Origin of the sequence: Streptomyces thermodiastaticus (assembly GCF_014656135.1) — a bacterium.
Classification (GTDB): Bacteria; Actinomycetota; Actinomycetes; order Streptomycetales; family Streptomycetaceae; genus Streptomyces; species Streptomyces thermodiastaticus.
Genome location: NZ_BNBV01000047.1, coordinates 1 through 23,978, shown reverse-complemented (window position 1 = coordinate 23,978; position 23,978 = coordinate 1). Strand labels below are relative to the sequence as shown.

Below are 23,978 nucleotides of genomic sequence, written 5' to 3'. Positions count from 1 at the left end.
AGATCATCCCGTCCAACGACCACGGTCCTCGCAACTCCCACAGATCGCGGGTGTTGCGAGGACCGCTAGAACCCAAGTGTCCGGCCGGGGCCCCGGTGCGTCGCGGCGACGGCCGCGCTACGCCGACTTCTGCTCGCCCGGCCCGCGGCCGCGGGCGTCGCGCGGGATCAGGGTCGGGTTGACGTTGGAGTGGACGACGTCGGCGGTGATGACGACGCGGGCCACGTCCTTGCGGGAGGGGACCTCGTACATCACCGACATCAGGACCTCCTCCATGATGGCGCGCAGGCCACGCGCGCCGGTCTGGCGGAGGATGGCCTGGTCGGCGATGGCCTCCAGCGCCTCGCGTTCGAAGTCCAGCTCGACCCCGTCGAGTTCGAACAGCCGCTGGTACTGCTTGACCAGCGCGTTGCGCGGCTCGATCAGGATCTTCAGCAGAGCCTCGCGGTCCAGGTTGTGCACGCTGGTGATCACCGGCAGACGGCCGATGAACTCCGGGATCATGCCGAACTTGACAAGGTCCTCCGGCATGACGTCCTCGAAGAGGTCCTTGGCCTCGCGCTCGCTCTTGGAGCGGATCTGGGCGCCGAAGCCGATGCCCTTGGCGCCGGCCCGCCCCTCGATGATCTTCTCCAGACCGGCGAAGGCGCCGCCCACGATGAACAGGACGTTCGTCGTGTCGATCTGGATGAACTCCTGGTGCGGGTGCTTGCGGCCGCCCTGCGGCGGCACCGACGCCGTGGTGCCCTCCAGGATCTTCAGCAGGGCCTGCTGGACGCCCTCGCCGGAGACGTCGCGGGTGATCGACGGGTTCTCGCTCTTGCGGGCGACCTTGTCGATCTCGTCGATGTAGATGATCCCGGTCTCGGCCTTCTTCACGTCGTAGTCGGCCGCCTGGATCAGCTTCAGCAGGATGTTCTCGACGTCCTCGCCGACGTAGCCCGCCTCGGTCAGGGCGGTCGCGTCGGCGATGGCGAACGGGACGTTCAGCATGCGGGCCAGCGTCTGGGCCAGCAGGGTCTTGCCGGACCCGGTGGGGCCGAGCAGGAGGATGTTGGACTTGGCCAGCTCGATGGCGTCCTCGCGCCCCTGGCCGCCGCCGTTCTCGCCGGCCTGGACCCGCTTGTAGTGGTTGTACACCGCGACGGACAGGGCCTTCTTCGCGGCCTCCTGGCCGACGACGTACCCGTCCAGGAACTCGTAGATCTCGCGGGGCTTGGGCAGCTCCTCCCAGCGCACCTCGCTGGTCTCCGCGAGTTCCTCCTCGATGATCTCGTTGCAGAGATCGATGCACTCGTCGCAGATGTACACACCGGGCCCTGCGATGAGCTTCTTGACCTGCTTCTGGCTCTTGCCGCAGAACGAGCACTTGAGCAGATCGCCGCCGTCACCGATGCGTGCCACGGTGTGCTTCCCCTTCGCCTGGGAGACCCTGGACACCTGTGGTCCAGCGGCTCCTGGTGCTGCCTTATGTCGACGGTACCTTGCCGGGCCCCCCGTCCGGGCCCCCCTTGGCACGGTTCACCGGGACGTGACCGTGCCGAGGGGCGACGGGCGGGTGCGGCGTCCGCGTCAGCGGATGGCGGTGTTGTTCATCTTCCGGGTCGAGATGATCTGGTCGATCAGCCCGTAGGACAGCGCCTCCTCGGCCGTGAGGATCTTGTCGCGCTCGATGTCCTCGCGGATCTTCTCCACCGACTGGTTGGAGTGCTTGGCCAGCATCTCCTCCAGCTGCGAGCGCATCCGCAGGATCTCGTTGGCGGCGATCTCCAGGTCGGAGACCTGGCCGCGGCCGGTCTCGCTGTAGGGCTGGTGGATCAGCACGCGGGCGTTGGGCAGCGCCATGCGCTTGCCGGGCGTGCCGGCGGCCAGCAGCACCGCGGCGGCGGAGGCCGCCTGGCCCATGCAGACCGTCTGGATGTCCGGCTTGACGTACTGCATGGTGTCGTAGATCGCGGTGAGCGCCGTGAAGGAGCCGCCGGGGCTGTTGATGTAGACCGAGATGTCCCGGTCGGGGTCCATGGACTCCAGGCACAGCAGCTGCGCCATGACGTCGTTGGCGGAGGCGTCGTCGATCTGGATGCCCAGGAAGATCACGCGCTCCTCGAAGAGCTTCGCGTACGGGTCGTACTCGCGGATGCCCTGGGACGTGCGCTCGACGAAACGGGGGATGACGTAGCGGGACTCGGCCGCGGGGCCGGTGTACTCGGCGCGCATGCGGTCGTAGAGGCCGCTGCCGGGGAAGTCGTTCACGATGTCTCCTGGAAAGGGGCTGGGGCGGTCGGCCGGGGGCCTGGGGGCTGCGCGGGTGTCCCCGGCGGGCGCCAGGGTCCGCGGAAACGGAGAGGGGGCTCGGGCGCCCCCCGCTCCGAGCGGCTCAGGCTCCGGTGCCACCGCCGCCCGGCATGCCGGCGGCGTGCGTGATCACGTCGTCGATGAGGCCGTACTCCTTGGCCTCGTGGGCGTCGAACCAGCGGTCGCGGTCGGAGTCGCGGATGATCTGCTCGACCGTCTGGCCGGTGTGCAGGGCGGTCAGCTCGGCCATGCGCCGCTTGGTGTGCAGCAGCCGCTCGGCGTGGATCTTGATGTCGGTGGCCGAGCCCGCCAGTCCGGCGGAGGGCTGGTGGATGAGGATCTCGGCATTGGGCAGCGCGAAGCGCTTGCCGCGGGTGCCCGCGCTGAGCAGGAACTGGCCCATGGAGGCGGCCAGACCCATGGCGATCGTCACCACGTCGTTCTTGATGTACTGCATGGTGTCGTAGATCGCCATGCCGGCCGTGATCGAACCACCGGGGCTGTTGATGTACAGGTAGATGTCCTTGTCGGGGTCGGCGGCAAGGAGCAGCAGCTGCGCGGTGATCTTGTTCGCGATGTCGTCGTCGACCGGCTGGCCGAGGAAGATGATCCGCTCGTTGAGCAGCCGGTTGTAGACCTGGTCGCCGAGGCCACCACCGATGGAGGGCTCGCCGGCGGCGGAGGGCATCAGATTCGTCACGTATCCACCTGCTCGTCTTGCGACGGCGCCGGGCCGTCTCACGTTTTCTGCCGGGGCGCGGGTCCGTCCGGCGTCTGCGGGGACTCCCCTGCCCTCGTATTCATGGACCCTAACGCGCGGGTTGCTTCGGGGAATCCCGCTGAGGGGAGTGTTCGCCGGGGGCGTAGCGCGGTGGCCCACGAAGGCGCAGGCCGGGTAGGGCGATGGGCCCTGGGGCGCTGTGCCCCAGGGCCCATCGTACGGACGTCCTGGACGGTCCGCGCGGATCAGGCCTCGGCCTTCTCCTCGCCCTCGCCCTTGTCGTCGCCGGCGTCCTCGGCGGAGGCCTCGGCGGTCCCGGCCGCCTCGTCCTCCTCCTCGTCCTCCAGGTCGACGATCTCGCCGTTGGTGTCCTTCACGGTCGCGGCCTCGACCACGACGGCCAGGGCCTTGCCGCGGGCGACCTCGCCGACCAGCAGCGGCACCTGGTTGTTCTGGACGACCGCCTGGGCGAACTGGTCGGGGGACATGCCGGAGGAGGCCGCACGCCGCATGAGGTGCTCGGTCAGCTCCTCCTGGTTGACGTTGAGCTTCTCCTTGTTGACCAGCTCGTCGAGGACGAACTGGGTCTTGATGCCCTTGATCGCCGCTTCGCGGGTCTCGTTCTCGTACTCCTCGGCGGTCTTGCCCTGGAGCTCCAGGTACTTGTCGAGGGTGAGACCCATCTGCGCCAGCTGGTGCTCTTCCAGGTTGTGCTTGCGGGTCCGGATCTCGTCCTCGAGCAGCTTCTCGGGCACCGGGACCTCGACCAGCTCCAGCAGCTTCTCCAGGACGCGCTCCTGGGCCTGGGTGGCCTGGTCGTAGCGCTTCATGTTCTCGAGGCGCTTGCGGCTGTCGGCCCTCAGCTCCTCGAGCGTGTCGAACTCGGAGGCGAGCTGCGCGAACTCGTCGTCCAGCTCGGGCAGTTCCCGCTCGGCGACCTGGCTGACCCTGACGGTGATCTCGGCCTCCTTGCCGGCCGCCGAGCCGCCCTTCAGCTCGGAGGTGAAGGTGGCCTCGCCGCCGGCCTGAAGGCCCTTCACGGCGTCGTCGATGCCGTCCAGCAGCTCACCGGAGCCGATCGTGTACGACACGCCGTTGGCGATGCCGTCCTCCAGCACCTTGCCCTCGACCTTGGCCTCGAGGTCGATGGTGACGACGTCGCCGTCCTGGGCGGCGCGCTCCACCGGGGTGGTGGAGGCGAAGCGCTCGCGCAGCTGCTGGACCGCCTTCTCCACGTCCTCGTCGGTCACCTCGACGGCGTCGACCTCGACCTCGATACCGGAGTAGTCCGGGATCTCCAGCTTCGGGCGGACCTCGACCTCCGCGGTGAAGTTCAGCGTCTCGCCGTCCTTCAGCTCGGTGATGTCGACCTCGGGCTGGCCCAGCGGGTTCAGCTCAGCGTTGTTGACCGCGTCGGTGTAGAACTTCGGAAGCGCGTCGTTGACGGCCTCCTCCAGGACCACGCCGCGGCCGAACCGCTGGTCGATGATGCGGGCCGGGACCTTGCCCTTGCGGAAGCCCTTCACCGTGACCTGCTGGTTGATCTTCTTGTACGCCGCGTCGAGGCTGTCCTTGAGCTCCTCGAAGGGCACCTCGACAGTGAGCCGAACCCGAGTCGGGTTCAGGGTCTCCACGGCGCTCTTCACGGTTCGGTCTCCTTGTGGCTGACTTCTCGGGTGTCGCCGGAGTCGTCGGGGATTCCGGCGGGTTTCGCCGCCCGGAGGAGTTCGTGGCCCAGTAGGCCGGACACACGGGCGCGCAGCTTGCATAGTAACCGCAGCAGCTCGGCGCCCCAAAAGGCGATCACACTCGCACGGGCACCGCGCCGGACCCGCCCGGAGCACGCCCGCCGGCGTGCCCCTTTTCGATGCGCCGGCCCGGTCGCCGGCGGGTGGTCGGGGTGGCGGGATTTGAACCCACGGCCTTCCGCTCCCAAAGCGGACGCGCTACCAAGCTGCGCCACACCCCGTCTGGTGCGACACGTAGCGTACATGCCCACGGCCCGCGCGGCCGCCCGCGCGCGCCCGCACCCAGGGGGCGCACGATTGACCTCGCGCTCCCCCACGGCGCACGAGCCCCTGGAGGGCGACCGGCCGCCGCACTTGCGGGGGCTCACCACCGGCTCCACCAGCTCCGCCGGACGCCGGGACCGGCCTGCGCGCCGGGACGTCCACCGGACAGGTCACGCCGGGGGCGGGACGGCAAGAACGGGGTGTGCGGTGGCGGGGTGCGACCCGCTAGGATGCGTGTGTGCCGCGGCCGTACGGTCCGCGGCGCGCGTTCTGTGCGGGCGTAGCTCAATGGTAGAGCCCCAGTCTTCCAAACTGGCTACGCGGGTTCGATTCCCGTCGCCCGCTCTGACACGGCTCAGGCCCAGGTGAGACGGTTGTCCGGCTGCCTGGGCCTGAGCCGTTCCGAGGGCCGGGACGGGTGCGGGTGCCGTGCTGGGCGGGCGGTCCGGCCGCCTGGGTGGGCGGTCGTCGAATCGTTCATCACGTCAAGAGCTTGGTGTGCGCCAGAGCGGCAATCGCGCACCGCAGCAGTGATCGCGCGGCCGTGGAACGGGTGCCGGTTCCGGCCGGGGGGAGTACCGCATGGGAAGAGCGCGAGGGATGGTGCGGCGCGACGGGCCAGGCTCCGTGTCGCGGACGTCGGCCGGCGCCGAGGGCTCGGGCGCCCGGGCAGGCACGGGGCGTCGGCCGTATGGGCGACGGCGACGGGCGGTGAGGTACGCGCGCACGGGCCGGTACGCGGTTCTGGGTGCCGTGCCGGCAGTGCTGCTCTGCTTCCTGGTGAGCTGTTCGTCTCCCGCCCCGGACTCCTCAGCACGTGACACGGCAGGGGGCAAGCGGCTGCCGTACTGGGTGCCGGGGAAGACCCCGGCACAGGTCGCCCGGTCCATGAACGTGACGATCCCACCGCGGGCGGCCGGTCTCAGGGCGGCCTGGCAGCGAGGGTTCCAGAGTGACACCGTGCTGCTCGCCTTCACGCTGCCCAGGTCCGATACGGCCGCCTTCCTCCGGGCCCTGCGTCCCAGCTCCCTGGCCCACCGGGACGCCCCCGTCGGTTCTGCGGCGGACCACGCCCCGGCGACTCCGTTCGCCCGTCTCGGTCTGCCGGAGCCGGACACGCTGCCCGACGTCACGGAGGGGCCGGTCTGCACGGACTGCAACGGTGAGCTGGAGTGGCTGAACGTCGCCGTCCATCCGGTCGGTGCGAACCGGGACCAGGTGTACCTGAGCGGCGCGGAGTGACGCTGCGGGGTTCACCGCCCGGCCCCGCCGCCGCGGCCACGGGCACGTCTGTGCGGCCTCGGCCGCCGGAGCCCCGGGACGGACCGAAGCGTCCGATTCGCTCCCTGTCGGCGTTGTGCGTGTCTGCTCACACTCGGACCCATGGGGGCGTCTCGGGGTGACAAGTGGCCTTCGTGCCAGATGTGCGGAGAACGCGATCCCTCCGTACGCGGGCGCGGGCGGATCGGACTCCTGGCCGAGCTCTGCGGCCGCTGCTGGAACAGGCTGGCCAACGACATCGCCGAGGAGGAGGGTGCCACGGCGACGCCCTGGCCCGAGCATGACCCGGACGGCACGGAGTGGATCGAAGCGCCCGTGTGCGAGCAGTGCGGCGCCGCGATCCGCGTCTGGCCGACCAACTACGACCGCTGGGTGAGCCTGGCCACCCGGCCGCTGCCCGCGAAGGACGTCCCGGAGCGTCACCGCTGGCGTCTGGTCCCAACGCCCGCCGGCTTCGTGGCGGTCCGGGTGCGGGGCATCCAGCCGCTGCCCGATGAGCTGGTGTTCCCCCACCATCGGGTGCTGTGCGTGCCCGACGACGACGCGCCCTGGCACGCGACCTGACCGGTGGAAACCCGCGTGTCAGAACCTGATCGAGTTGATCGATTCCGCTATCGAGTTCAGAAAGCGGTTGATCGACGGAGCCATGCCGGTGGAGGCGAGGAAGAAGCCGAACAGGATGGCGACGATGGCCGGGCCCGGCTTGAGGGAGCCGCCTCGGAACAGCACCACCAGGATGACCGCCAACAGCACCACCACTGACAGCGAAATGGCCACAACTGATCACACCCTCGGTCGGTCCGCTCTCCCGGCCCGGGGGCCGTCCCCGCACCCCCGCTGGAACCATCGTGCCACCAACGCGGCCGCGCTATGCGGTGACTGACGCATCATCGGCCGGAGCACGCCGGCTCCCACAGCGGTCCCGCACGGCGGCGCACGCACCGGCCGCTTCCGGGGCGGGACTTTCAGGTATGCCGCGGCCGCCCTTTCGCAGGCCGGGTCACACGCGGAGGCCGGGCGATCGTTTCAAACCCCACACATCGTGTTCGCGGGCGATTCGAAATGGCGGCGCCGGCGGCTGTCCGGCGCTCAACTCATTCACAGAAATGGAGATATGAGGCGGCCGGTTGTGACCGCACGGCGACGGCGATGTGATGACCCTCACCTTTTCGGTCACGCAGTTCCCGGGTGACGGCGGCCCGCGGCCCGAACCGCCGCCGGGAGTTTCCGCGAAATTCAGCAGACAACGCTAGGGTGCCTCAGATGTTCCACGCCGCCTCATCCCCCGGACCGAAGAGAACACCGCTCCCGGCGGCCCGCCCGCCGACCCCGGACGCACCGCGTCCGCAGCGGCCGGACACGCGTCGCGGGCCGTCCGGCGAGCAGCGCGACCCGTTCTTCGACAACGCCAAGTATCTGGCGATCGTCCTGGTCGGGCTGGGGCATTCCTGGGCGAACGTCATGAGCGACAACCGGCTCGTGCAGACGGCGTACACCGTCGTCTACGTGTTCCACATGCCGGCCTTCGTCATCATCTCCGGTTATTTCTCCCGCAATTTCGACCTGCGCCCGCATCGGCTGAAGCGGCTGCTGACCGGCGTTCTCGTGCCGTACGTCGTGTTCCAGACCGCGTATTCCCTGTTCCGCATCCACGTCGGTCACACCGGCGACCCGCACGTGAACCTTTTCGTCCCCTGGTATCTGACCTGGTTCCTGTGCGCACTGTTCGTCTGGCGGCTGACCGCGCCCGTGTGGCGGATGCTGCGCCGTCCGCTGCCGGTGGCGCTCGCGGTGGCGATGCTGGCCTCGGTCACCCCGGGCATGGGCGGGCTGCTGGACATGCAGCGGGTGCTGCAGTTCGCGCCCTGCTTCGTGCTGGGCATGTGCCTGAAGCAGGAGCACTTCCGTCTGGTGCGCCGGCGCGCGGTGCGGATCGCTTCGGTCCCGGTGTTCGCGCTCACGGTGGCGGCCGCCTGGTGGGCCGCGCCGGGCATGCAGATCGGCTGGCTGTACCGGAACGCCGCCGCGCAGGACCTGGGCGCCCCCTGGTGGGCCGGTCCGGTGACGGTGCTGGCGCTGTTCGCCTGCGCGGTGCTGCTGACCGCCTGTTTTCTGGCCTGGGTGCCGGGCCGGCGGCTGTGGTGCACGGCGCTGGGCGCGGGCACGCTGGGCGGCTATCTGCTGCACGGCTTCGTGGTGAAGGGCGTGCTGTACGCGGGCGGGTTCGAGCCGGACTGGGTGCACGGCCCGCTGGGCGCGCTCGTCGTCACCGTCGTCGCGGCGGCGGGCGTGACGCTGCTGTGCACCCCTGCTGTGCTGCGTGTCTTCCGGTGCGTGATGGAACCGCGGATGGACTGGGCCTTCCGGCGGATCGCGCCGCAGCCGGCCGGCGGGCCCGGGGGCACCGACGGCCGGGCGGCCGTGTCCGGACAGGCGGGCAGGGCGGAGACGGCGGAGAAGGCCGGGGCGGCGCCGGGCCGCTGACCCGGGCAGGGCCGCTGAGCCTCGCCGGGCGTGCAAGCGCGGCGGGGGCGTCCGCGACGATGACGGAACGCCCCGGCACGCCCCGGCACGCCCACGGCCGTGGCGGCCGCTCAGGCCGCCTGCTCGCCCTTGAGGTGACGCACCAGCTTCTCGAAGTCCTGCCAGCCGGACAGGTCGGAGGCGTCGCCCGCGAAGGGGTAGTACAGCGCCGGGCGGGTCCTCGGGCCCAGTTCGCGCGGTGCCTGGGCGAGCGGGGTGCGCCGGGCGCGGTCGCCGGGCATCTCGCGGACCTCCTCGGCGCCGAGCACGAAGGCGAACGGCACGCCGGGCCCCTCGAAGCGGGGCGGCACCGACAGATCGCGGCGCGCCCGGCGGATCTGCACCAGCATGGACTGCAGGTCGTGCCGGGTGGCGAGGATCTCCGCCGCGCGGGGCACCGCGTCGGTGGGCACCTCCTCGCCCGGTCCGTAGCCGAAGGCCAGGGTGACGTCCTCCTCCACGCCGCCGGTGGTGCGGGCGATGCGGACCGTGGCCAGGCCGGGGCGTTCCGGCGTGCCGACCACGACCAGCCAGGTCGGCTCCGGTGCCCGCTCGTGGGCGACGTCCGTGAGCTGCCGCAGCGACCAGGGCAGGTTGGCGGGCTCCTCGGTGCCCCAGCCGGCGGGCGGCTCGCCGGTGATCTCCCGCCACACGGCCTCCAGGGCGCCGCCGAGGACGAGACGGTCGTCGGCGGGGTGGACGGCGCGGTAGGAGATGGCCAGCTGGCGTTCGCCGGTGTCCGCCACGCCCCGGGTGAAGGACTCGGCGACCGGGGTGCGCGGGTCGTCGGGGGTCGCGTCGGGCGAGGTGACGGTCACGAACATGCCGTTGTTCCACTCCAGGACGGCTCCGGACAGCCCGTCGTAGTAGCCGTCCTCGGCGTCCTGGACGACCCAGCGGGAGGGCCAGCCGGGCAGGGCGGCGCGCACCGCCGGGGACAGCCGGGTGCCGGCCGGGGTGACGATCTGCAGGCCGAGCTGGGCGTTCGCGGCCGCCTTGAAGGCGTCGGCAAGCCAGGCGGTCATCGCGACCACCGGGCGGTCCTGGATGACGACGGCGACCTTGTCGGTGAGCACGTCCACGGCGGGCTGTGCGGCGGCCGGCTGCGGTGCGGCGCTGATCTCTTCGGTCTCGACGACGGCGAGGGACTGCGCGGCCTGCGGCGGCCAGGCGGTGCCGCCGACGACGGTGGCCAGGCGGGCGGCGAAGGTCCCGGCGAGCCGTGCGCCTTCCTCGACGCCGGTGGTGGCCCGGGCCTCGGTCCACCAGTACGGCACCTCCGGCTCCACGGCGCCGAGCAGCCGCTGCGCCTCTCCCCTGACCTGCACCAGCACGGGTGCCTCGACGGAGACGAGGGGCCGGCCCTGCTCGTCGCACAGCTGCACGACCGCGCCCTCGCCTTCGGCTCCGACCAGCTTGTCGGGGCCGCCGGAGAGCAGGCCCGCGATCACGCTGAGCGGGTCGGGCATCTTCTTGGTCAGGGTGACGACGTCCTTGGTCATGGCGGTTTCCCCTAGTTCCCGGCGTAGACGGTCTGGATCAGCCGGTTCGGCTCGCCCCTGCGCACCAGCACGCCGCGTCCGGGCGGCTGCGCCCCGGCGTAGACGCCGGGGAAGAGCTGTCCCTCGCCGCGGTCGCCGGACATCACCAGCGCGGAGGCACCGGATTCGCGCAGGCCCTGCGTCAGCGGCTCGTACAGCCCGCGGGAGGCGCCCGACACCCGGCGGGTGAGGACGAAGTGCAGGCCGATGTCGACGGCGGAGGGGATGTACGGCACGAACGGGGCGAGGGGCTGCTGCCCGGCGGTGGTCAGCACGTCGTAGTCGTCGACGAGTATGACGATGCGCGGGCCCGAGCCCCAGCTGCCGGGTTCCAGCTCGGCGGGGTCGGCGGTCTCGTCCGGCAGGCGCTTCTCGAGTTCTCCGGCGATGCCCGCGGCCAGCGCACCGGCCAGCTTGGCGTTGTAGGCGTAGCCGCCGCGGTACTCCTCGGGGATGGCGCCGCGCAGGCCGCGCCGCGGGTCGAAGACGCCGAAGACCAGCTCCTCGTCGCTGTAGCGCTCGATCAGCCCCTCGACGACGACCTTGAGCAGGTTGGTCTTGCCGCACTCGCTGTCGCCCATGATCAGCAGATGCTGGTCGTGCTGGAACAGGTCGAGCAGCACCGGTGCGAGCCGCGACTGGTCCAGGCCGATGGGGACGCGGCGCGGTTCGGCGGCCGGGCCGGGCAGGGCCTGCGGCTCCAGGATGTGCGGCAGCACCCGCACCGGCTGGGCGACCTCGCCGGTCCAGGTGGCGCGGACGGTGCGGGCGGTGCGTTCCAGGACGGTGCCGAGGTCGGCGGTGTCCGCGAGGCCGTCGGTGCGGGGCAGCGCGACCTGGGCGAACAGCTTGCGGTCGGTGAGGACGCGGCCCTTCTCCTCCGGGGAGAGGGTCTCGGCGAGCTTGCGGTCGATGCTGGACTCGCTGGGGTCGTTCAGCCGCAGCTCGACGCGGGTGCCGAACTGGGACTGGGTGGCGATGCGCACGTCGTTCCAGCGCAGCATGCCCGCCACCACGTGGATGCCGTAGCCGCTGCCGCGCTTGAGGATGTCGCCGACCGCGTCGTCCAGTTCCTCGAAGTCGTCGCGCAGCGCGCCGAAGCCGTCGATGAGCAGCACGATCTCCGTGGAGGCCAGCTCGGGCAGCCGCCCGGCGGCGCGCAGGGTGCGCAGCTGCTCCAGGGAGTCGATGTTGTGGATGCGGAACAGTTCCTCGCGCTGGTCGAGCATGGCGCGCACGGAGTCGATGGTGCGCGCGGCCCGCTCCCGGTCGGCGCGGCCCGCGACCCCGCCGACGTGCGGCAGCCCGGACAGGGCCTGCAGGCCGCCGCCGACCAGGTCCAGGCCGTAGATGCCGACCTCCTGCGGGGTGTGGGTCAGCGCCAGGGACAGGGCGAGGGTGCGCAGCAGGGTGGTCTTGCCGGACTGCGGGCCGCCGATGACGGCGGCGTGACCGCCGGCGACGGTCAGGTCCAGGTACCACTGGCCCTGCCACTGCTTGGTCGGGTCGTCGAGGATGCCGAGCGGCACCTGGAGCGGGCCGCGGCGCCCGGCCAGCTGGGTGCCGCGGGTGCCGACCTCGACGGGTCCGGCCACCTTGTCCAGGGGAATCGCGTCGGGCAGCGGGGGCAGCCAGATGCGGCGCACCGGGCGGGCGCCGGCGTCCTCGATCTGCCGCACCATGACGCCCATCTCGGTCGGGCCGGTCTCCCGGCGCCGCATCTGCGGCTCCTCCGGGCCGGTGTCCTCGTCCTGGCCGAGGGTGTTGTACGCCTCGTACGCCAGGGCCAGCGGGCCGGTGTCCTCGCTCTCGCGCTGCACCGGGCCGCGGTAGGCGCCGGAGACGTAGCCGGCCTTGAACCGCTCGTAGTGGCTGGTGTCCACCTTGAGGTAGCCGAAGCCGGGCAGCGGCGGCAGGTGGAAGGCGTCGGTGGTGTCCAGCACGGTGCGGGACTCGTCGGCGGAGAAGGTGCGCAGGCCCAGCCGGTAGGACAGGTAGGTGTCCAGGCCCTTCAGCTTGCCGCCCTCGATGCGCTGGCTGGACAGCAGCAGGTGCACGCCGATGGAGCGGCCGATGCGGCCGATGGACAGGAACAGGTCGATGAAGTCCGGCTTGGCGGTGAGCAGTTCGCCGAACTCGTCGATCACGACGAACAGGTGCGGCAGCGGTTCGAGGTCGGGCCGCTTCTCGGCGCGCAGCGCGGCGTAGTGGCCGATGTCGGCGACGTTGCCGGCGTCCTTGAGGACCTGCTGGCGGCGCTTGACCTCGCCGGCGAGGGAGGCGTGGACGCGTTCGACGAGGCCGGCCTGGTTCTCCAGGTTGGTGATGACACCGGCGACGTGCGGCAGTCCCGCGAACGGCGCGAAGGTGGCGCCGCCCTTGTAGTCGACGAGGACCAGGGCGAGGTCCTCCGGCGGATGGGTGGCGACCAGGGCGAGCACGAGGGTGCGCAGCAGCTCGGACTTGCCGGAACCGGTGGCGCCGACGCACAGGCCGTGCGGGCCCATGCCGAGTTCGGAGGACTCCTTCAGGTCCAGCAGGACCGGCTCGTGGGAGTCGCTGACGCCGATCGGCACGCGCAGGAAGGCCCGCTCGCCGCGGGGCGCCCACAGCCGGTCCAGGTCGAGCCGGGCGACGTCGTCGATGCCGAGCAGTTCGGCGAAGTCGACCGGGCCGCTCAGCGGTGCGTCGGCCTCCGCCTCGGCGGACAGCCTGAGCGGGGCGAGCATGCGGGCCAGGCCCTCGGCGAAGGGCGTGCCGATCTCGTCGACGACGCCGCGGGCGCTGACCGGTTCGCTCTGGCGCAGGTCCTCGATGACGACGCGGTCGCCGTCGACGGTGATGCGCACGGTGACGCTGCCGGGTTCCTGGACGCGCTCGTCCAGCAGGTGCAGCACGGTCACGCCCATCTCGCGCAGGCCCACGGCCTCGTCGGGGCGCGGCAGTTCGACGGCGTCGTCGCCGTGCCCGTCGGCGACGACGAGCAGCCGGGAGGTCATGGCGAGGGCGTCCTTGCCGGACAGGCCGCGGCGCACCTCGGCGGCGTAGGAGGCGCGGCGGCGCAGCTCGGGGCCGATCTGCCGGGCCAGCTGCGGCAGGGACGGGGCGATGCGGCGTGCGGCGACCGGACCGTCGAACTGCTCCGGGTCCAGCAGGTGCGGCAGCCACTTGGCCCATTCCCAGTCGCCGATCCGGTCGCCGGGCGCGGCCAGTGCGATGGCCACGTCGTCGGGGGCGTGGGTGGCGGCGGTCTGCACCATCAGGGCGCGGGCCACGCGCAGGGTGTCCTCGCGGCGGCCGATGACGCTGACGTTGCCGACCCGGTCCAGGGGCACGGTCAGCGGCAGTTCGGTGCCGGTGGAGAACCGGGCCATCAGCGCGGACGCCTCGTTCAGCATGAACTGGTCGGGCGGGGTGAGCACGGAGGAGCCCTGCTGGGCCAGCTTCAGGTCCCGCACCGGCATCTCGCCGGTGCCGACCCGCACCCGCAGGAAGTCGTCGTCCAGCCGGCGCCGCTCCCACAGCCGGGCCGGGTCGCGGACGATGTCGTACAGCGCGTCCGGCGGCGGGTTGAGCACCTGTGCCTGTTCGCGCCGCTCCCGTTCCTCCTTCGACAGCTCCTCGCGCAGGTCCTCCAGGTAGGCGAGGTAGGCCTCGCGCTGGGTGCGGCGGGTGCGCTGGGCCTTGCCGCGCTGGGAGAACACCAGGGTGAGCGAGCCGGCCAGGGTGACCACGAGGATCATCGCGCCCAGCCCGGCGAACTGGCTGTTGCGCACCACGGTCATCATGACGACCGACGACATCACACCGGCGACCGGCAGCAGCGAGGTCGCGATGGAACCGGCCTTGCCCTCGGGCAGGTTGGGCGGCGCCTCGATGGTGCGCGGCTCGGGCGCGGCCGGGGGCCGGGTGGTCCGGGCCGGACGGTGGATCAGTCGGGTGCTCATCGTGCGTGCCTCGTCTACGTGTTCCCCTGCGTCGAGGGGGTCAGCGGCGCTTGTGGGAGAGCTGGAAGACCTCGGCGGCGAGCCGGGTGACCGCCTGCCGGGTGGCCTGGGCGAGCAGGTCGGTGCGGATGGTGCCGCCGGCCGCCAGATGCCGGTCGTAGGGCAGGACCCGCACGCTCGCACCGGTCGCCTTCAGCTGTTCGGCCGCCTTGTCCAGGTCGAGTCCGGTGTGCGGCACGGTCTCGGTGAGCACGACGACGGTGGAGGTGGTGATGTCCCGCGGCAGCGCCCGCATCCACTCCAGGACGGCGTGCGTGCTGGCGATGCCCTCCAGGGTCGCGGGCACGGTCAGCACCCGGGCCTGGGCGGCGGACAGCGCGGTGCGGGCCACCTCGGCGGGCAGGGTCTCGCAGTCCACCACGGTCACGCCGAAGTAGCGCCGCAGCGAGACCATGACCCGCTCGTATCCCTTGGTGTCGAGCATCGCGCCGACCTTGCCCTGACTGCCCGGCAGCAGCCAGGCGTTGTCGGGCAGCTGGACGAGGTACCCGGTCACGTCGAGCAGCGACATCTGCGGCTCGACGATGCCGGCGAGGTCGCCGGTGGTCCAGCGCAGGGTCTCCGCGCCGAGCCTGAGCGGCAGCGAGCCGAGCGCCGGGTCGGCCTCGACGACGAGCACCGGGTCCTGGCGGTAGTGCGCGTAGGTGGTGCCGAGCAGGGCGGTGACCGTGGTCTTGCCGGAGCCGCCGCGGATGGAGGTCACGGCGATCTGCCGGCCGGTGGTGACCGGCTGCTGCAGCACCTCGGCGGTGGCGGTGGTGTCGGCGACCTCCCGCGCGGCCGAGGACGACACGGTGCGGCGCACGGCCCGCAGCGCCCGCCGGGCGAACGGCTCGCCGTGACGCGGCTTCACACCGGCGGCCGCGAGCTGCTTGTCCACCACGGGACGGGAATCGGGGGTGGTGCGGGGGGTGCGGGCGGCGTGGGCGGCCTGCTGCTGGTGCGGCACCGCGGCCGGCTGCGGCTGCCGGGCGGCGTCGGGCGCAGGGGCGTACGAGGGCTGCGCCTGCGCCTGGTACGCGTCCTGCGCCGGAGCGGTGTACGCCTGATGAGCCTGCGGGACCTGGTGGGCCTGCGGTGCCTGGTGGGCCTGCTGCGGCTGCTGGACCTGCTGGGCCTGGTGCTGGGCCGCGTACGGCTGATGGGCACCGGCATGCGGATAGTGCTGCTGGTGCGGCTGCGGCTGCGGCTGCGGCTGCGGCTGGTGAGGGTAGCCGTAGGCCGGGGCGGCGCCGTGCTGCGGCTGCCCCTGGGCCGGCTGCTGCGCCGGCGCACCGGCCACGGGCGTGCCCGGCCGCGGTGTCGCGTCCGTGTGCCCGTCCTGACCGGCGGCCTGCGGCGCCGGGCGCGGTGCCCGGCCGGCCTCCTGCGGTCCCCTCCCGGACGTGCCGCCGCCACTCCTCAGGTCGCGCAGCACGTCGCTCTGCCAGTTGTCCCCGTTCGGCATGTCGCCTTCTTCCCCTGCCTCGTCATCCCGCCCGGAGCGCCGGCGCGTCGTCCATGAAGCCTCAGAACTTGTTGAGCAGCTGCCCGTAGATGCCGAACACCCCGACGGCGAGCGGGAACAGCCCGATCACCCCGAGGGACTCGATCAGGTCCGCGAACCGGCGCAGCCGCACCCGGATGTGCTCCGGCGGATCGACCGCGAGGACGAGCAGCGGCAGCAGCGCCGCCGCGCCGAGCAGCACCAGCGCGCCCGCTCCCCCGGCGTGGTCCAGCCACAGCACCGCCAGCCGCACGACGAGCACCGCTGCCGCCGCGAACGCCGCCACGACCTCGGCGACCAGCGGAAAGGCCCGCGCCCGCGAGAGCAGCACGACGGCGGTCAGCGAGGCCAGCGTCACCGTCCACACGGTCGGCTTCTCGGCGGTGGTCAGCAGCCAGCCGCCGGCGGCGGCCGAGGCGGCGGTGACGATCGTGGCGAGCGCCAGTCCGCGATGGGTGGCGGCGAGCGCGTTGGCGACCGCGTGCCGGCTCACCGACGCGCCCGAGGAGCGCCGGTCGTCGAGCCCCGTGAGCCCGGAAGCCATCAGGGCGATGCGGGGCAGCAGCCCGAGCAGGACGACGGAGACCACGGCCATCACGGCGCCGAGCCGGTCGGGCCGGTCCTGCACGGCTGCGACGGCCTCCCACACGACGGTGATCACGGCGGCCGCCCCGGCGCCGATCAGCCCGCCCCGGCCCAGCGGCGAGAAGTACGCCAGCAGCACCAGGGTGACGACCAGGGCGCCGACGACACCGGCCAGCCGGGCCGTCGCGGACCAGTGGTAGGCGTCGGCCGCGGTCCACGCGGCGAGCAGGCCGAGTCCACCGGTGGCGAGCAGCAGGGCCGTGGCCAGGCCGACGTTGCCCTTGCCGATCTTCGCCACGAGGGCCCCGGCGACCAGGCAGACCACGGTGAGGGCCGCGAGGGCGGTGGTGACGCTCTCCAGCGCGAACTCGCGCCGCGCCAGCAGCCCGGCGGCCACCGCGAGCGCCACGGTGGCCACTCCGGCGCTGGCCCGGCGGGCGGCCGGGCGCCAGCGCCAGGCGCGCAGGTCGAGGTCGTCGGCGACCTGGTCGGTGACGTCGTGCACGACCGGCGCGGGCGGTGCGGCGTGGGCGCGCACGAGCTGCAGGACGGCGCCGTCGGGGATCTCCGCCGAGGCCAGCGTCGCGTCGTGCGGCAGGACCGAGCCGTCGGAGGTGATCAGCTGCCGGGTGGCCGGCCGGGTCGCCGCGCGGTCGTCGAGCAACCGCAGGATGTCGGGGAGCAGGTGGCCGATCGGGGTGTCCGACGGCAGGACGATGTCGGCGCGTCGTCGCTCACCGACCAGAGTGACCCGGCTCAGCTGGGTCCGGGACGTCGTTGCTGTGCTCACCACTCACCGGAACCTATCATCGCGTCGTCTCGGCCAAGGGCCCTGCATGACATGATCATGTCTGTCTTGCCACACCGTCTTCACCGTGTCTCCGAAGTCGCCGACGGACCGTCCGCCGGGCTCGCCGTCGGGGACGGGTTGAACAGCTGCTCCTGCTGTTGCTGCTGCTTCTTCTGCTCGGCCTTCTGCTTGGCCAGCGTCGCCTGCAGGAACGACCAGCCCACGCAACCGGCGCACAGCACGGCCGTGATGGCGATCCCCGCGAACACCTTGCCGAGCCGCTCGTCCATGGTGCGGCGTCCGCGCTGCGCGCCGAACAGCAACGCGTCGCGCATCCGGCGCCGGCGCACCGCCACCGACTCGAGCAGCTGGCTGTCGTAGTCCCGTGCCATTTCCGTCGTCCTGTGCTGTAGATGCGTGCTGTCTTTATGCGTGCTGTCTTGATGCCTGCTGTCGTGCGTGCGGTCCGCGTGCTGTCGCGCCGTGGGCCGCCCGGTGCGTGCGGCCGTGCCTGCGGGCGGGGTCGTTCGTGCGTGCCGGGCGCGCCGGACCGGGCGGGTGTCAGTCGTCCGGGCCGAGCCCGAGCAGACCGCGCATGGTGGCGTACTTGCGCGTCAGCCGCCGGGCGGTGGCCTCGTCCAGCACGGCCAGCCGACGCGGATCGGCGTTGTGCGCGAGGTCGGCCGCCTTCACCAGCCGGGCGCCGGGCGTGGCCAGGATCCGGCGCGCGTACGCCTCCATCTCCTCGCCCGGCCGTTTGGTGACGGCCCGTACGACGTCTTTGGTGCGCTGCGGCAGCCGGGCCGCGTCGAGCCATCGCTCGCTCAGCACGCCGTCCTCCACGGCGTCGTGCAGCCAGGCGGCGGCGACCAGGTCGTCGTCCCCGCCCCGTGCCCGTACGCCCTCGGCGACGGCCTGCAGGTGCTCGGCGTACGGCCGCCCGGCCTTGTCCGACTGACCCTCGTGCGCGGCCCGTGCGGCCGTCTCCACCTCGGCCAAGGTCATCTGCGCGGCGGCACCGGCCGGCGCCTGCGCGCGCTCCTCGCCGGGCGTGCTGTCCTGCGGCATGTGCATCCCCCTACGTCGCTTCCGCAACATAGGGCATGGACGGGGTGTCCGTACACCCGGGGCCGGATGCCTGTGGACAAAGCCCGGCGTTTCGTCCGTCAGCCACCGCCGGACACCGCTGCCACGATCAGGCTCAGCACCCAGCACAGCGGGATCAGCGCGACGTACGCCAGGGGCCGCCGGTGCACCGGGACTCCCGGGTCGAACCGCCCGCCGGTGACGGCCGGTCCCGGCTCCGGCAGCCGCTCCACCCGCCGCACGGCGAGCAGATTCCGCACCACCGTCAGCCAGCCGAACAGGACGAGCGAGAGCGGACTCCACCAGCCCCAGCACAGCGTGTACGTGGTGAAGCCCCGGTGCAGCGCGAGCCCGCACGTCCGGCACACCGGCCCGTCCATCCGCCGGAACCGCAGGAAGAACAGCAGCCCGAGGTGAGCCCGGAAGGCGACGTCCACGGCGGGGAATCCACCGCAGTGCCTGCACACGGCGGCCGGGGCCGCACCCACGGGCGCCGGGGCGGACGGGGCGGGACCGGCCGTGGCGGCGGTGGGGGCCGACGGCACCGAAGGCGCCGTGGTGTGCGCGGGGGCGGGCGCCGTGGTGTGCGCGGGGGCGGCCGCTGCGGGGGCGGCCGTGGATCCCTGCGCCGCCGCCCAGGCGCGCAGGGAGGCGACGACGGCGTCGAGGAGCCCGTCCTTGACCGCGTGGGCGATCGTGCCCTCGCTGAAGCGTTCGCCCCGCACGACGGCGGTGGCGGCTCGGACGGCGTCGGCAACGTCCATCAGCCGCCCGTCCGCGGGCGCTTCGGGCATCGCGTTGTCCATCCACCGGTGCTCGGGCGTGACGGCACCGACCTCGGTGAGCGCGCGGACCACCCGCCGAAGCGGCTCACTGTAGACGGGGTACGGCATCTGGATCGCCCCGCTGGGCGACTTCTCGCCGCCGCCCCAGGTGACGTCGCGGTCCTCGTCCGTGAGCGCGTCGTACGCCTCGGCCAGCTCCCGCCAGGATGGGTGACCCACGGGCGCCAGCTGGTCCAGCAGCCGCTGGTCGTCGGCCGGGGTGACGACACGGGCCAGTTCTTCGAGCACTGCCAGGTCCGGGGCCTCGGTGACGGGGCTCGCGCCGGGCTCGTGGCTGAACAGGGCTAGCACACCGGCAGGGGTGAGGCCACGCCGGTGGGCGTCCTGCATCCGGTTGGACCACGCGATCCCCGCCTTGTAGGCGGCGCTGCTGCTCGCCGCGCGGTCGACGAGACCGATCCGGGTGCCGTCGGTCCAGGCGTAGCCGATGATCTCGCCGTCGGGCGCGGTGAGGGTGATGTAGTGCAGGGGTTCGGACATGGACCGGGCCGTCAGTCGTTCCGTGCCGGCGTCTCGACTGTGGCAACGTCCGGGGCCCCGGCCGGGGATACGGGGCCGACGCAGCGGACAGGCGTGTCCGTCCGGTGCCGGTGACGCGGCGGGGTGCCCGGCGCCCGCAGGAAAGTCACCGGCTCGGTGAGGCTCGTGTGCTTCGTCTGCTCGTCGCTCATCGGTCTCAGTTTCTCGTATTTTTCCGGGCCTCGTCGCAGCCGAGGGCGGCCGGGCCCGCGGTGTCCGCCGCACGGGGCGGGTCAGCCGCCTGCGCGCACCGCCGCCACGATCAGGCACACCACCCACACGAGCGGGATCAGCGCGACGTACGCCCGTGGCCGGCGGTGCACCGGCAGCCCCGGATCGAACCGCCGGCCGAGCAGCCCGGGGCCCGGCTGAGCGAGCCGCTCGACGCGCCGCACGGCGAGCAGATTCCGCACCAGCGTCAACGGCCCGAACAGCACCAGCGACAGCGGACTCCACCACCCCCAGCACAGGGTGTGCGTGGTCAGCGCACGGTGGACCCCGAGCCCGCACATCCTGCACATCGGCCCGTCCATCCGCCGGAACCCCAGCAGGAGGAGCAGCCCGCGGTGTGCGCGGAAGGACACGTCGACGGCGGGTGAACCACCGCAGTACCGGCACCGGACCGGGGCCTGCGGAGGGCGTGGAGCGCTGCCGGAGGTCCGGGGGGCGACGACGGGGACGGGGACGGCGGGTGCCTGCCGACCGGAGTCGTCTTCCGTCCTCCCGGACCGCGCGGATGACGCACCTTCGGCGGCCGGCTCGGCGTGCCACGCGCGCAGGGACAGCACGAGGGCGTCGAGGAGCCCGCTGTGCAGGGCGTCGCCGATGAGCCCGGGGTAGAAGCGTTCCCCGCACACGAGGGCGGTGGCCGCCCGCACGGCGTCGGCGGGCGCCAGATGCCCGGCCGACGGGACCTCGGGCAGCGGATGCCCCATCCAGCGGTACTCCTCGGTGACCGCACCGAGGTCCTGCAGCGCGCGCAGCACGCGCTGCACCTGCTCGCTGTAGACCGGGACCGGCGTCTGCACCGCCCCGTCGGGCGGCGTGCCGCCACCACGGTCCCAGACGACCTCGCGGTCCTCGTCGGTGAGCGAGTCGTACGCCTCGGCCAGCCACGTCCAGGCGGGGTGCCCCGCCGGCACGAGCTGGTCGACCAGTCGCCGGTCGTCGGCCGGGGTGACGATCCGGGCCAGTTCCTCGATCGCCTTCATGTCCGGGGCCTCGGTGACCGGTCCCACGCCGGGCTCGTGACTGAACAGCTCCAGGACACCGGCGGGGGTCAGCCCGCGCCGGTGGGCGTCCCGGATCCTGCCGAACCAGTCCACTCCGGCCCGGAAGGCGTCGGTACTGCTCGCCGCCCGGTGGATCCACCCGGTGTCGTCGGCACTGCCCCAGGCGTAGCCGATGATCTCTCCGTCGGGGGCGGTGACGGTGATGTAGCGGAGGGGGCCGTGCATGGACTCAGCTCTTGTCCGCCCGGTGCGAGCGAGCGACCGCGGTGTCGTCCGTGCCGTCTGGTGCGGCTCCGGAGAGCCGGCCGGCCTGGACACCGGCGTGCCACGCGCGAAGCGCGGCGACGAGGGCGTCGAAGGTTCCGTCCTTCACCGCGTCGGCGATCATGCCGTCGCAGCAACGCTCTGCGGCCAGGATGACGGTGGCGGTACGCACGGCGTCGGCGGGCGACATCCGGCCGGAGGGCGGCACCTGGGGAATCGGGCCGCTGGCGAGGCGGTAGTCCGGCGAGACGGCACCGAGGTTCCAGAGTGCCTTCACCACTCGCCGCAGCGGTTCGCTGTAGATCGGGTACGCCACCTGGATCACCCCGTTGGGCTTCTTCCGGCCACCGCCCCAGGGAACCTCACGGTCCGCGTCCGTGAGCGCGTCGTACGCCTCGGCCAGCTCCCGCCATGCCGGGTCGTCCGGCGCCGCGAGGTGACCGAGCAACCGCTGCTCGTCGGCCGGGGTGAGGGTCCGGGCCAGCTCCTCGAGCGCCGCCAGGTCCGGGGCCTGGGTGACGCGGCCCGCACCGGGCTCACGGCTGAACAGGGCGAGCGCACCGGCGGGGCTGAGGCCTCGCCGGTGGGCGTCGTACAGCCTGCCGCGCCACTCGGACCCCGTCGCGAAACAACTGGGGCTGCCCACCGCACGGTGGACAAACCCGACCTCGGTGGAGTCGGCCCAGGCATAGCCGGCGATGTTCCCGTCGGGGGCGGTGACGGTGATGTAGCGGACGGGTTCGGTCATGAGCCGGGCCGCTACTCGCTCTCGGCCAGTGCCTTGACGGCGGCGGAGTCCGGAGCTTCGGCCAAGGACTCGGCCACAGCCCGCCCACGGTTGCCTTCCGGGTTGGACAGCATCTCGGCGAGGGCTTGCGACGGCTGCTTGCCTCGCTCCTTGGCGTCCCTCAGCCTCGAGTGCCAGTGCCCGCCCTCGGCCAACGCCCGGCCTCCCGCGGCCTTGCGCGGCACCCACGCCGCGGCGTCGTCCTCGTCGGCTCCCCATACGTATCCGAGGACCGCGCCGCCCTGCTTGTCCACCACGGTGAAGTAGCGCACCGGCTTGTCGGTCCACGTCCGGTACTTCGGCGGGCCCTCCACCTGGTTGAAATGCACGTCCTCCGCGAAGCGCGGATTGATCGGACGTTCGCTGTTCATGAGATCCGAGTTCCTTCGTTCTGTCCGTCAGTGCGATGCGGCCATTGTCACGGCTTCGGCCTCGGCAGGACCTCACCGTAGATGTGCCACTTCCCGTGCGCCTCGTCGAAGAACACACGTGTCACCTTGTACTTGGTCCCCCTGGCGAGCAGCAGCTCACGCTCGCCCGGGTACTGGGACAGGTGATCGATCCACAGCGCGGGAGTGCCCTTCGGCACCCTCAGGTGCATCCACACGGACTTCATGTCGAACGGAGGCGGCGGTGTCTTGCCCAGCGCCGTCGAGGTGAACGCCTTGTCATCGAAGACACCGTCGAGCATGTCGAGCGGCGAGTCGATCGGGCGGCCGTCGACCTTGACATAGTCCACCTCGGTACCGCGGACGATCATGACGTCCTCCGGCACCGGGCGGGTGTCCATGACCTTGTCCATCTCCGCGATGGTGTTCTTGAGAGTGTCGCTCAGCGGCGCACCGCTGCGGAGATGGTTGTTGATCAGGGTGTACTCCTCGCCGCTGTACGTCCTCAGCGCTTTCCTCGACTCCTCCGGCAGCCCGTCCAGGAAGTCGTTCCAGTACGCATTGCCGTAGGCCAGCCCCGCCTCGTTGCTGACGCTGGGCGCCGGGTTCGTCCCGTGTGCCAGCTCTGCCTGGGCGACCGCGTGCTTCTCGGCGTCGCCGAGGGCGTCGAACTCCTCACGCGACATGACCGGCTTGTACTCGAACGGCGCCTCGGAGCCGGACACCGGCACGTCCGTGCCCTCGTGGCCCGGCGCCACCGGCGTGTCGACGCCGTGGTGGGCACCGGCGTCCACGGCGGTGTCGCCGAAGTCCGCGGTGTCGTCCACGTGCACCTCGTCACCCGCGTGGCCGTGCGGGTGCTGGTCGGTGTGGCCGCCGCTGTCGTGGCCCGCGTCGTGGCCGTCGTGCCCGGGCCCGTGGGAGCCGTCTCCGTGGCCCGTGGGCGTCTCGTGGCCACCGCTGCTGCCGGGGAAGTCGTGGCCGCCACCGTGCGGCCCCGGAACCGTCGTCTCGTGCGGACTGTGCCAGGGACCCGTCTGAACCTCGTGCGCCGGAGTGCTCACCGGCGTGTGCTGGTACGACGCCGGGGGCGTCGTGTCGTAGTGAGCGGCCGGCGGGTAGGTGTTGCCGGCGCCGTGCGACGTACCGCCGTACATGCCGTGCGACGTGCCGCCGTACATGCCGTCCGTCGGCACGTGGGCCGGGCCGGCGTGGACGGGACCCGTCGGGCTGTGCGGGATCCCGCCCTGGATGCCGTGGCCCGTGGTGGGCATCCCGTAGTACGAGCCACCGTCGACGGCGTGCGGTATGCCGCCGTGCACACCGTTGCCGGCACCGCTGGGAAAACTCGCGTACGTCGCCGGCTGGCCATGCGTCGTCCAGCTCTCCGGCAGCTGCGGGGCCGCGGGCTGGTGCATGACCGGGGTGGTCTCGATGGTGCCGTTCGGCGTCACGAAGTGACCCTGCGGTTCGACGAAGTGGCCGTTGGGCAGCGGAATGGTGTTCTGCGGCAGGTGCACCGCATTGTCCGGGAGGGTGGGGATGTCGATGGTGCCGACGCCCTTGAGGCCCTTGGCGATGTCGCCGATCTTCGACAACCCCGCACCCGCGCCCT

20 protein-coding genes and 2 tRNA genes are annotated in these 23,978 nt (G+C 72.3%); 4 read left to right on the top strand and 18 right to left on the bottom strand.

The annotated features are described in order from the left end of the window. Positions 1-117 precede the first annotated feature (117 nt). From clpX to IE286_RS26070, 6 genes are all read right to left on the bottom strand, one after another. Positions 118-1,404 carry an ATP-dependent Clp protease ATP-binding subunit ClpX gene (gene clpX, locus IE286_RS26095; protein WP_189799226.1) on the bottom strand — a complete coding sequence of 429 codons (1,287 nt, stop codon included), beginning with the start codon at positions 1,402-1,404 and terminating at the stop codon, positions 118-120. 168 nt (positions 1,405-1,572) lie between these two features. After that, on the bottom strand, positions 1,573-2,253 hold the full coding sequence (locus IE286_RS26090) for an ATP-dependent Clp protease proteolytic subunit (protein WP_308115076.1): 681 nt from the start codon (positions 2,251-2,253) through the stop codon (positions 1,573-1,575). Positions 2,254-2,377: 124 nt separating this feature from the next. Continuing rightward, positions 2,378-2,983 carry an ATP-dependent Clp protease proteolytic subunit gene (locus IE286_RS26085; RefSeq protein WP_168132309.1) on the bottom strand — a complete coding sequence of 202 codons (606 nt, stop codon included), beginning with the start codon at positions 2,981-2,983 and terminating at the stop codon, positions 2,378-2,380. A 278-nt stretch (positions 2,984-3,261) separates the two neighbouring features. Then, positions 3,262-4,662 carry a trigger factor gene (tig, locus tag IE286_RS26080; protein ID WP_189799225.1) on the bottom strand — a complete coding sequence of 467 codons (1,401 nt, stop codon included), beginning with the start codon at positions 4,660-4,662 and terminating at the stop codon, positions 3,262-3,264. Then, entirely contained in the window at positions 4,659-4,823 is a 165-nt protein-coding gene (locus IE286_RS26075; RefSeq protein WP_189799224.1) for a hypothetical protein, read from the bottom strand. The genes tig and IE286_RS26075 overlap by 4 nt, the downstream gene beginning before the upstream one ends. Positions 4,824-4,908: 85 nt before the next feature. After that, positions 4,909-4,985, bottom strand: a tRNA-Pro gene (locus IE286_RS26070). Between the two features lie 317 nt (positions 4,986-5,302). Here IE286_RS26070 and IE286_RS26065 point away from each other — a divergent pair. The 3 genes from IE286_RS26065 to IE286_RS27510 all read left to right on the top strand — a co-directional run bounded on the left by IE286_RS26065 (position 5,303) and on the right by IE286_RS27510 (position 6,873). Further along, a tRNA-Gly gene (locus IE286_RS26065) sits at positions 5,303-5,373 on the top strand. Positions 5,374-5,916: 543 nt separating this feature from the next. Continuing rightward, entirely contained in the window at positions 5,917-6,270 is a 354-nt protein-coding gene (locus tag IE286_RS26060; RefSeq protein WP_189799223.1) for a hypothetical protein, read from the top strand. 141 nt (positions 6,271-6,411) lie between these two features. Next, positions 6,412-6,873, top strand: coding sequence for a DUF6083 domain-containing protein (locus IE286_RS27510; RefSeq protein WP_229863762.1), 462 nt, complete (start codon positions 6,412-6,414; stop codon positions 6,871-6,873). 18 nt (positions 6,874-6,891) lie between these two features. Here the strand turns inward: IE286_RS27510 and IE286_RS26050 are convergent, their stop codons facing one another. Continuing rightward, positions 6,892-7,086: a hypothetical protein gene (locus tag IE286_RS26050; RefSeq protein WP_189799222.1), complete on the bottom strand. Its 195-nt coding sequence runs from the start codon at positions 7,084-7,086 to the stop codon at positions 6,892-6,894. A 486-nt stretch (positions 7,087-7,572) separates the two neighbouring features. On the opposite strand from IE286_RS26050, the gene IE286_RS26045 reads away from it, so the two are divergent. After that, complete coding sequence (locus tag IE286_RS26045) at positions 7,573-8,793, top strand: acyltransferase family protein (RefSeq protein WP_189799221.1); 1,221 nt, start codon at positions 7,573-7,575, stop codon at positions 8,791-8,793. 110 nt (positions 8,794-8,903) lie between these two features. On the opposite strand, the gene IE286_RS26040 is transcribed toward IE286_RS26045, so the two are convergent. The 11 genes from IE286_RS26040 to IE286_RS25990 all read right to left on the bottom strand — a co-directional run. Beyond that, positions 8,904-10,334: a DUF6177 family protein gene (locus IE286_RS26040; protein ID WP_189799220.1), complete on the bottom strand. Its 1,431-nt coding sequence runs from the start codon at positions 10,332-10,334 to the stop codon at positions 8,904-8,906. A gap of 11 nt (positions 10,335-10,345) precedes the next feature. Beyond that, positions 10,346-14,320 carry a type VII secretion protein EccCa gene (gene eccCa / locus IE286_RS26035; protein ID WP_189799219.1) on the bottom strand — a complete coding sequence of 1,325 codons (3,975 nt, stop codon included), beginning with the start codon at positions 14,318-14,320 and terminating at the stop codon, positions 10,346-10,348. A gap of 40 nt (positions 14,321-14,360) precedes the next feature. Continuing rightward, entirely contained in the window at positions 14,361-15,827 is a 1,467-nt protein-coding gene (locus IE286_RS26030; RefSeq protein ID WP_229863755.1) for a MinD/ParA family ATP-binding protein, read from the bottom strand. Positions 15,828-15,888: 61 nt separating this feature from the next. Further along, positions 15,889-17,244, bottom strand: a complete 1,356-nt coding sequence (eccD, locus tag IE286_RS26025) for a type VII secretion integral membrane protein EccD (protein ID WP_189799218.1) — start codon at positions 17,242-17,244, stop codon at positions 15,889-15,891. Between the two features lie 77 nt (positions 17,245-17,321). After that, positions 17,322-17,633 carry a hypothetical protein gene (locus IE286_RS26020; protein WP_189799217.1) on the bottom strand — a complete coding sequence of 104 codons (312 nt, stop codon included), beginning with the start codon at positions 17,631-17,633 and terminating at the stop codon, positions 17,322-17,324. Between the two features lie 169 nt (positions 17,634-17,802). After that, positions 17,803-18,246: an HD domain-containing protein gene (locus tag IE286_RS26015; protein WP_229863764.1), complete on the bottom strand. Its 444-nt coding sequence runs from the start codon at positions 18,244-18,246 to the stop codon at positions 17,803-17,805. Between the two features lie 161 nt (positions 18,247-18,407). After that, entirely contained in the window at positions 18,408-19,652 is a 1,245-nt protein-coding gene (locus tag IE286_RS26010) for a DUF6508 domain-containing protein (protein ID WP_189799215.1), read from the bottom strand. A 272-nt stretch (positions 19,653-19,924) separates the two neighbouring features. Beyond that, a complete protein-coding gene (locus IE286_RS26005) occupies positions 19,925-21,148 on the bottom strand; it encodes a DUF6508 domain-containing protein (RefSeq protein WP_189799214.1) in 1,224 nt (407 codons plus the stop codon). Between the two features lie 4 nt (positions 21,149-21,152). Then, a complete protein-coding gene (locus IE286_RS26000; protein WP_189799213.1) occupies positions 21,153-21,935 on the bottom strand; it encodes a DUF6508 domain-containing protein in 783 nt (260 codons plus the stop codon). An 11-nt stretch (positions 21,936-21,946) separates the two neighbouring features. Beyond that, entirely contained in the window at positions 21,947-22,345 is a 399-nt protein-coding gene (locus tag IE286_RS25995) for a hypothetical protein (RefSeq protein ID WP_189799212.1), read from the bottom strand. Between the two features lie 47 nt (positions 22,346-22,392). Continuing rightward, a partial coding sequence (locus tag IE286_RS25990; protein ID WP_308437393.1) for an ADP-ribosyltransferase occupies positions 22,393-23,978 on the bottom strand: 1,586 nt, incomplete at its 5' end.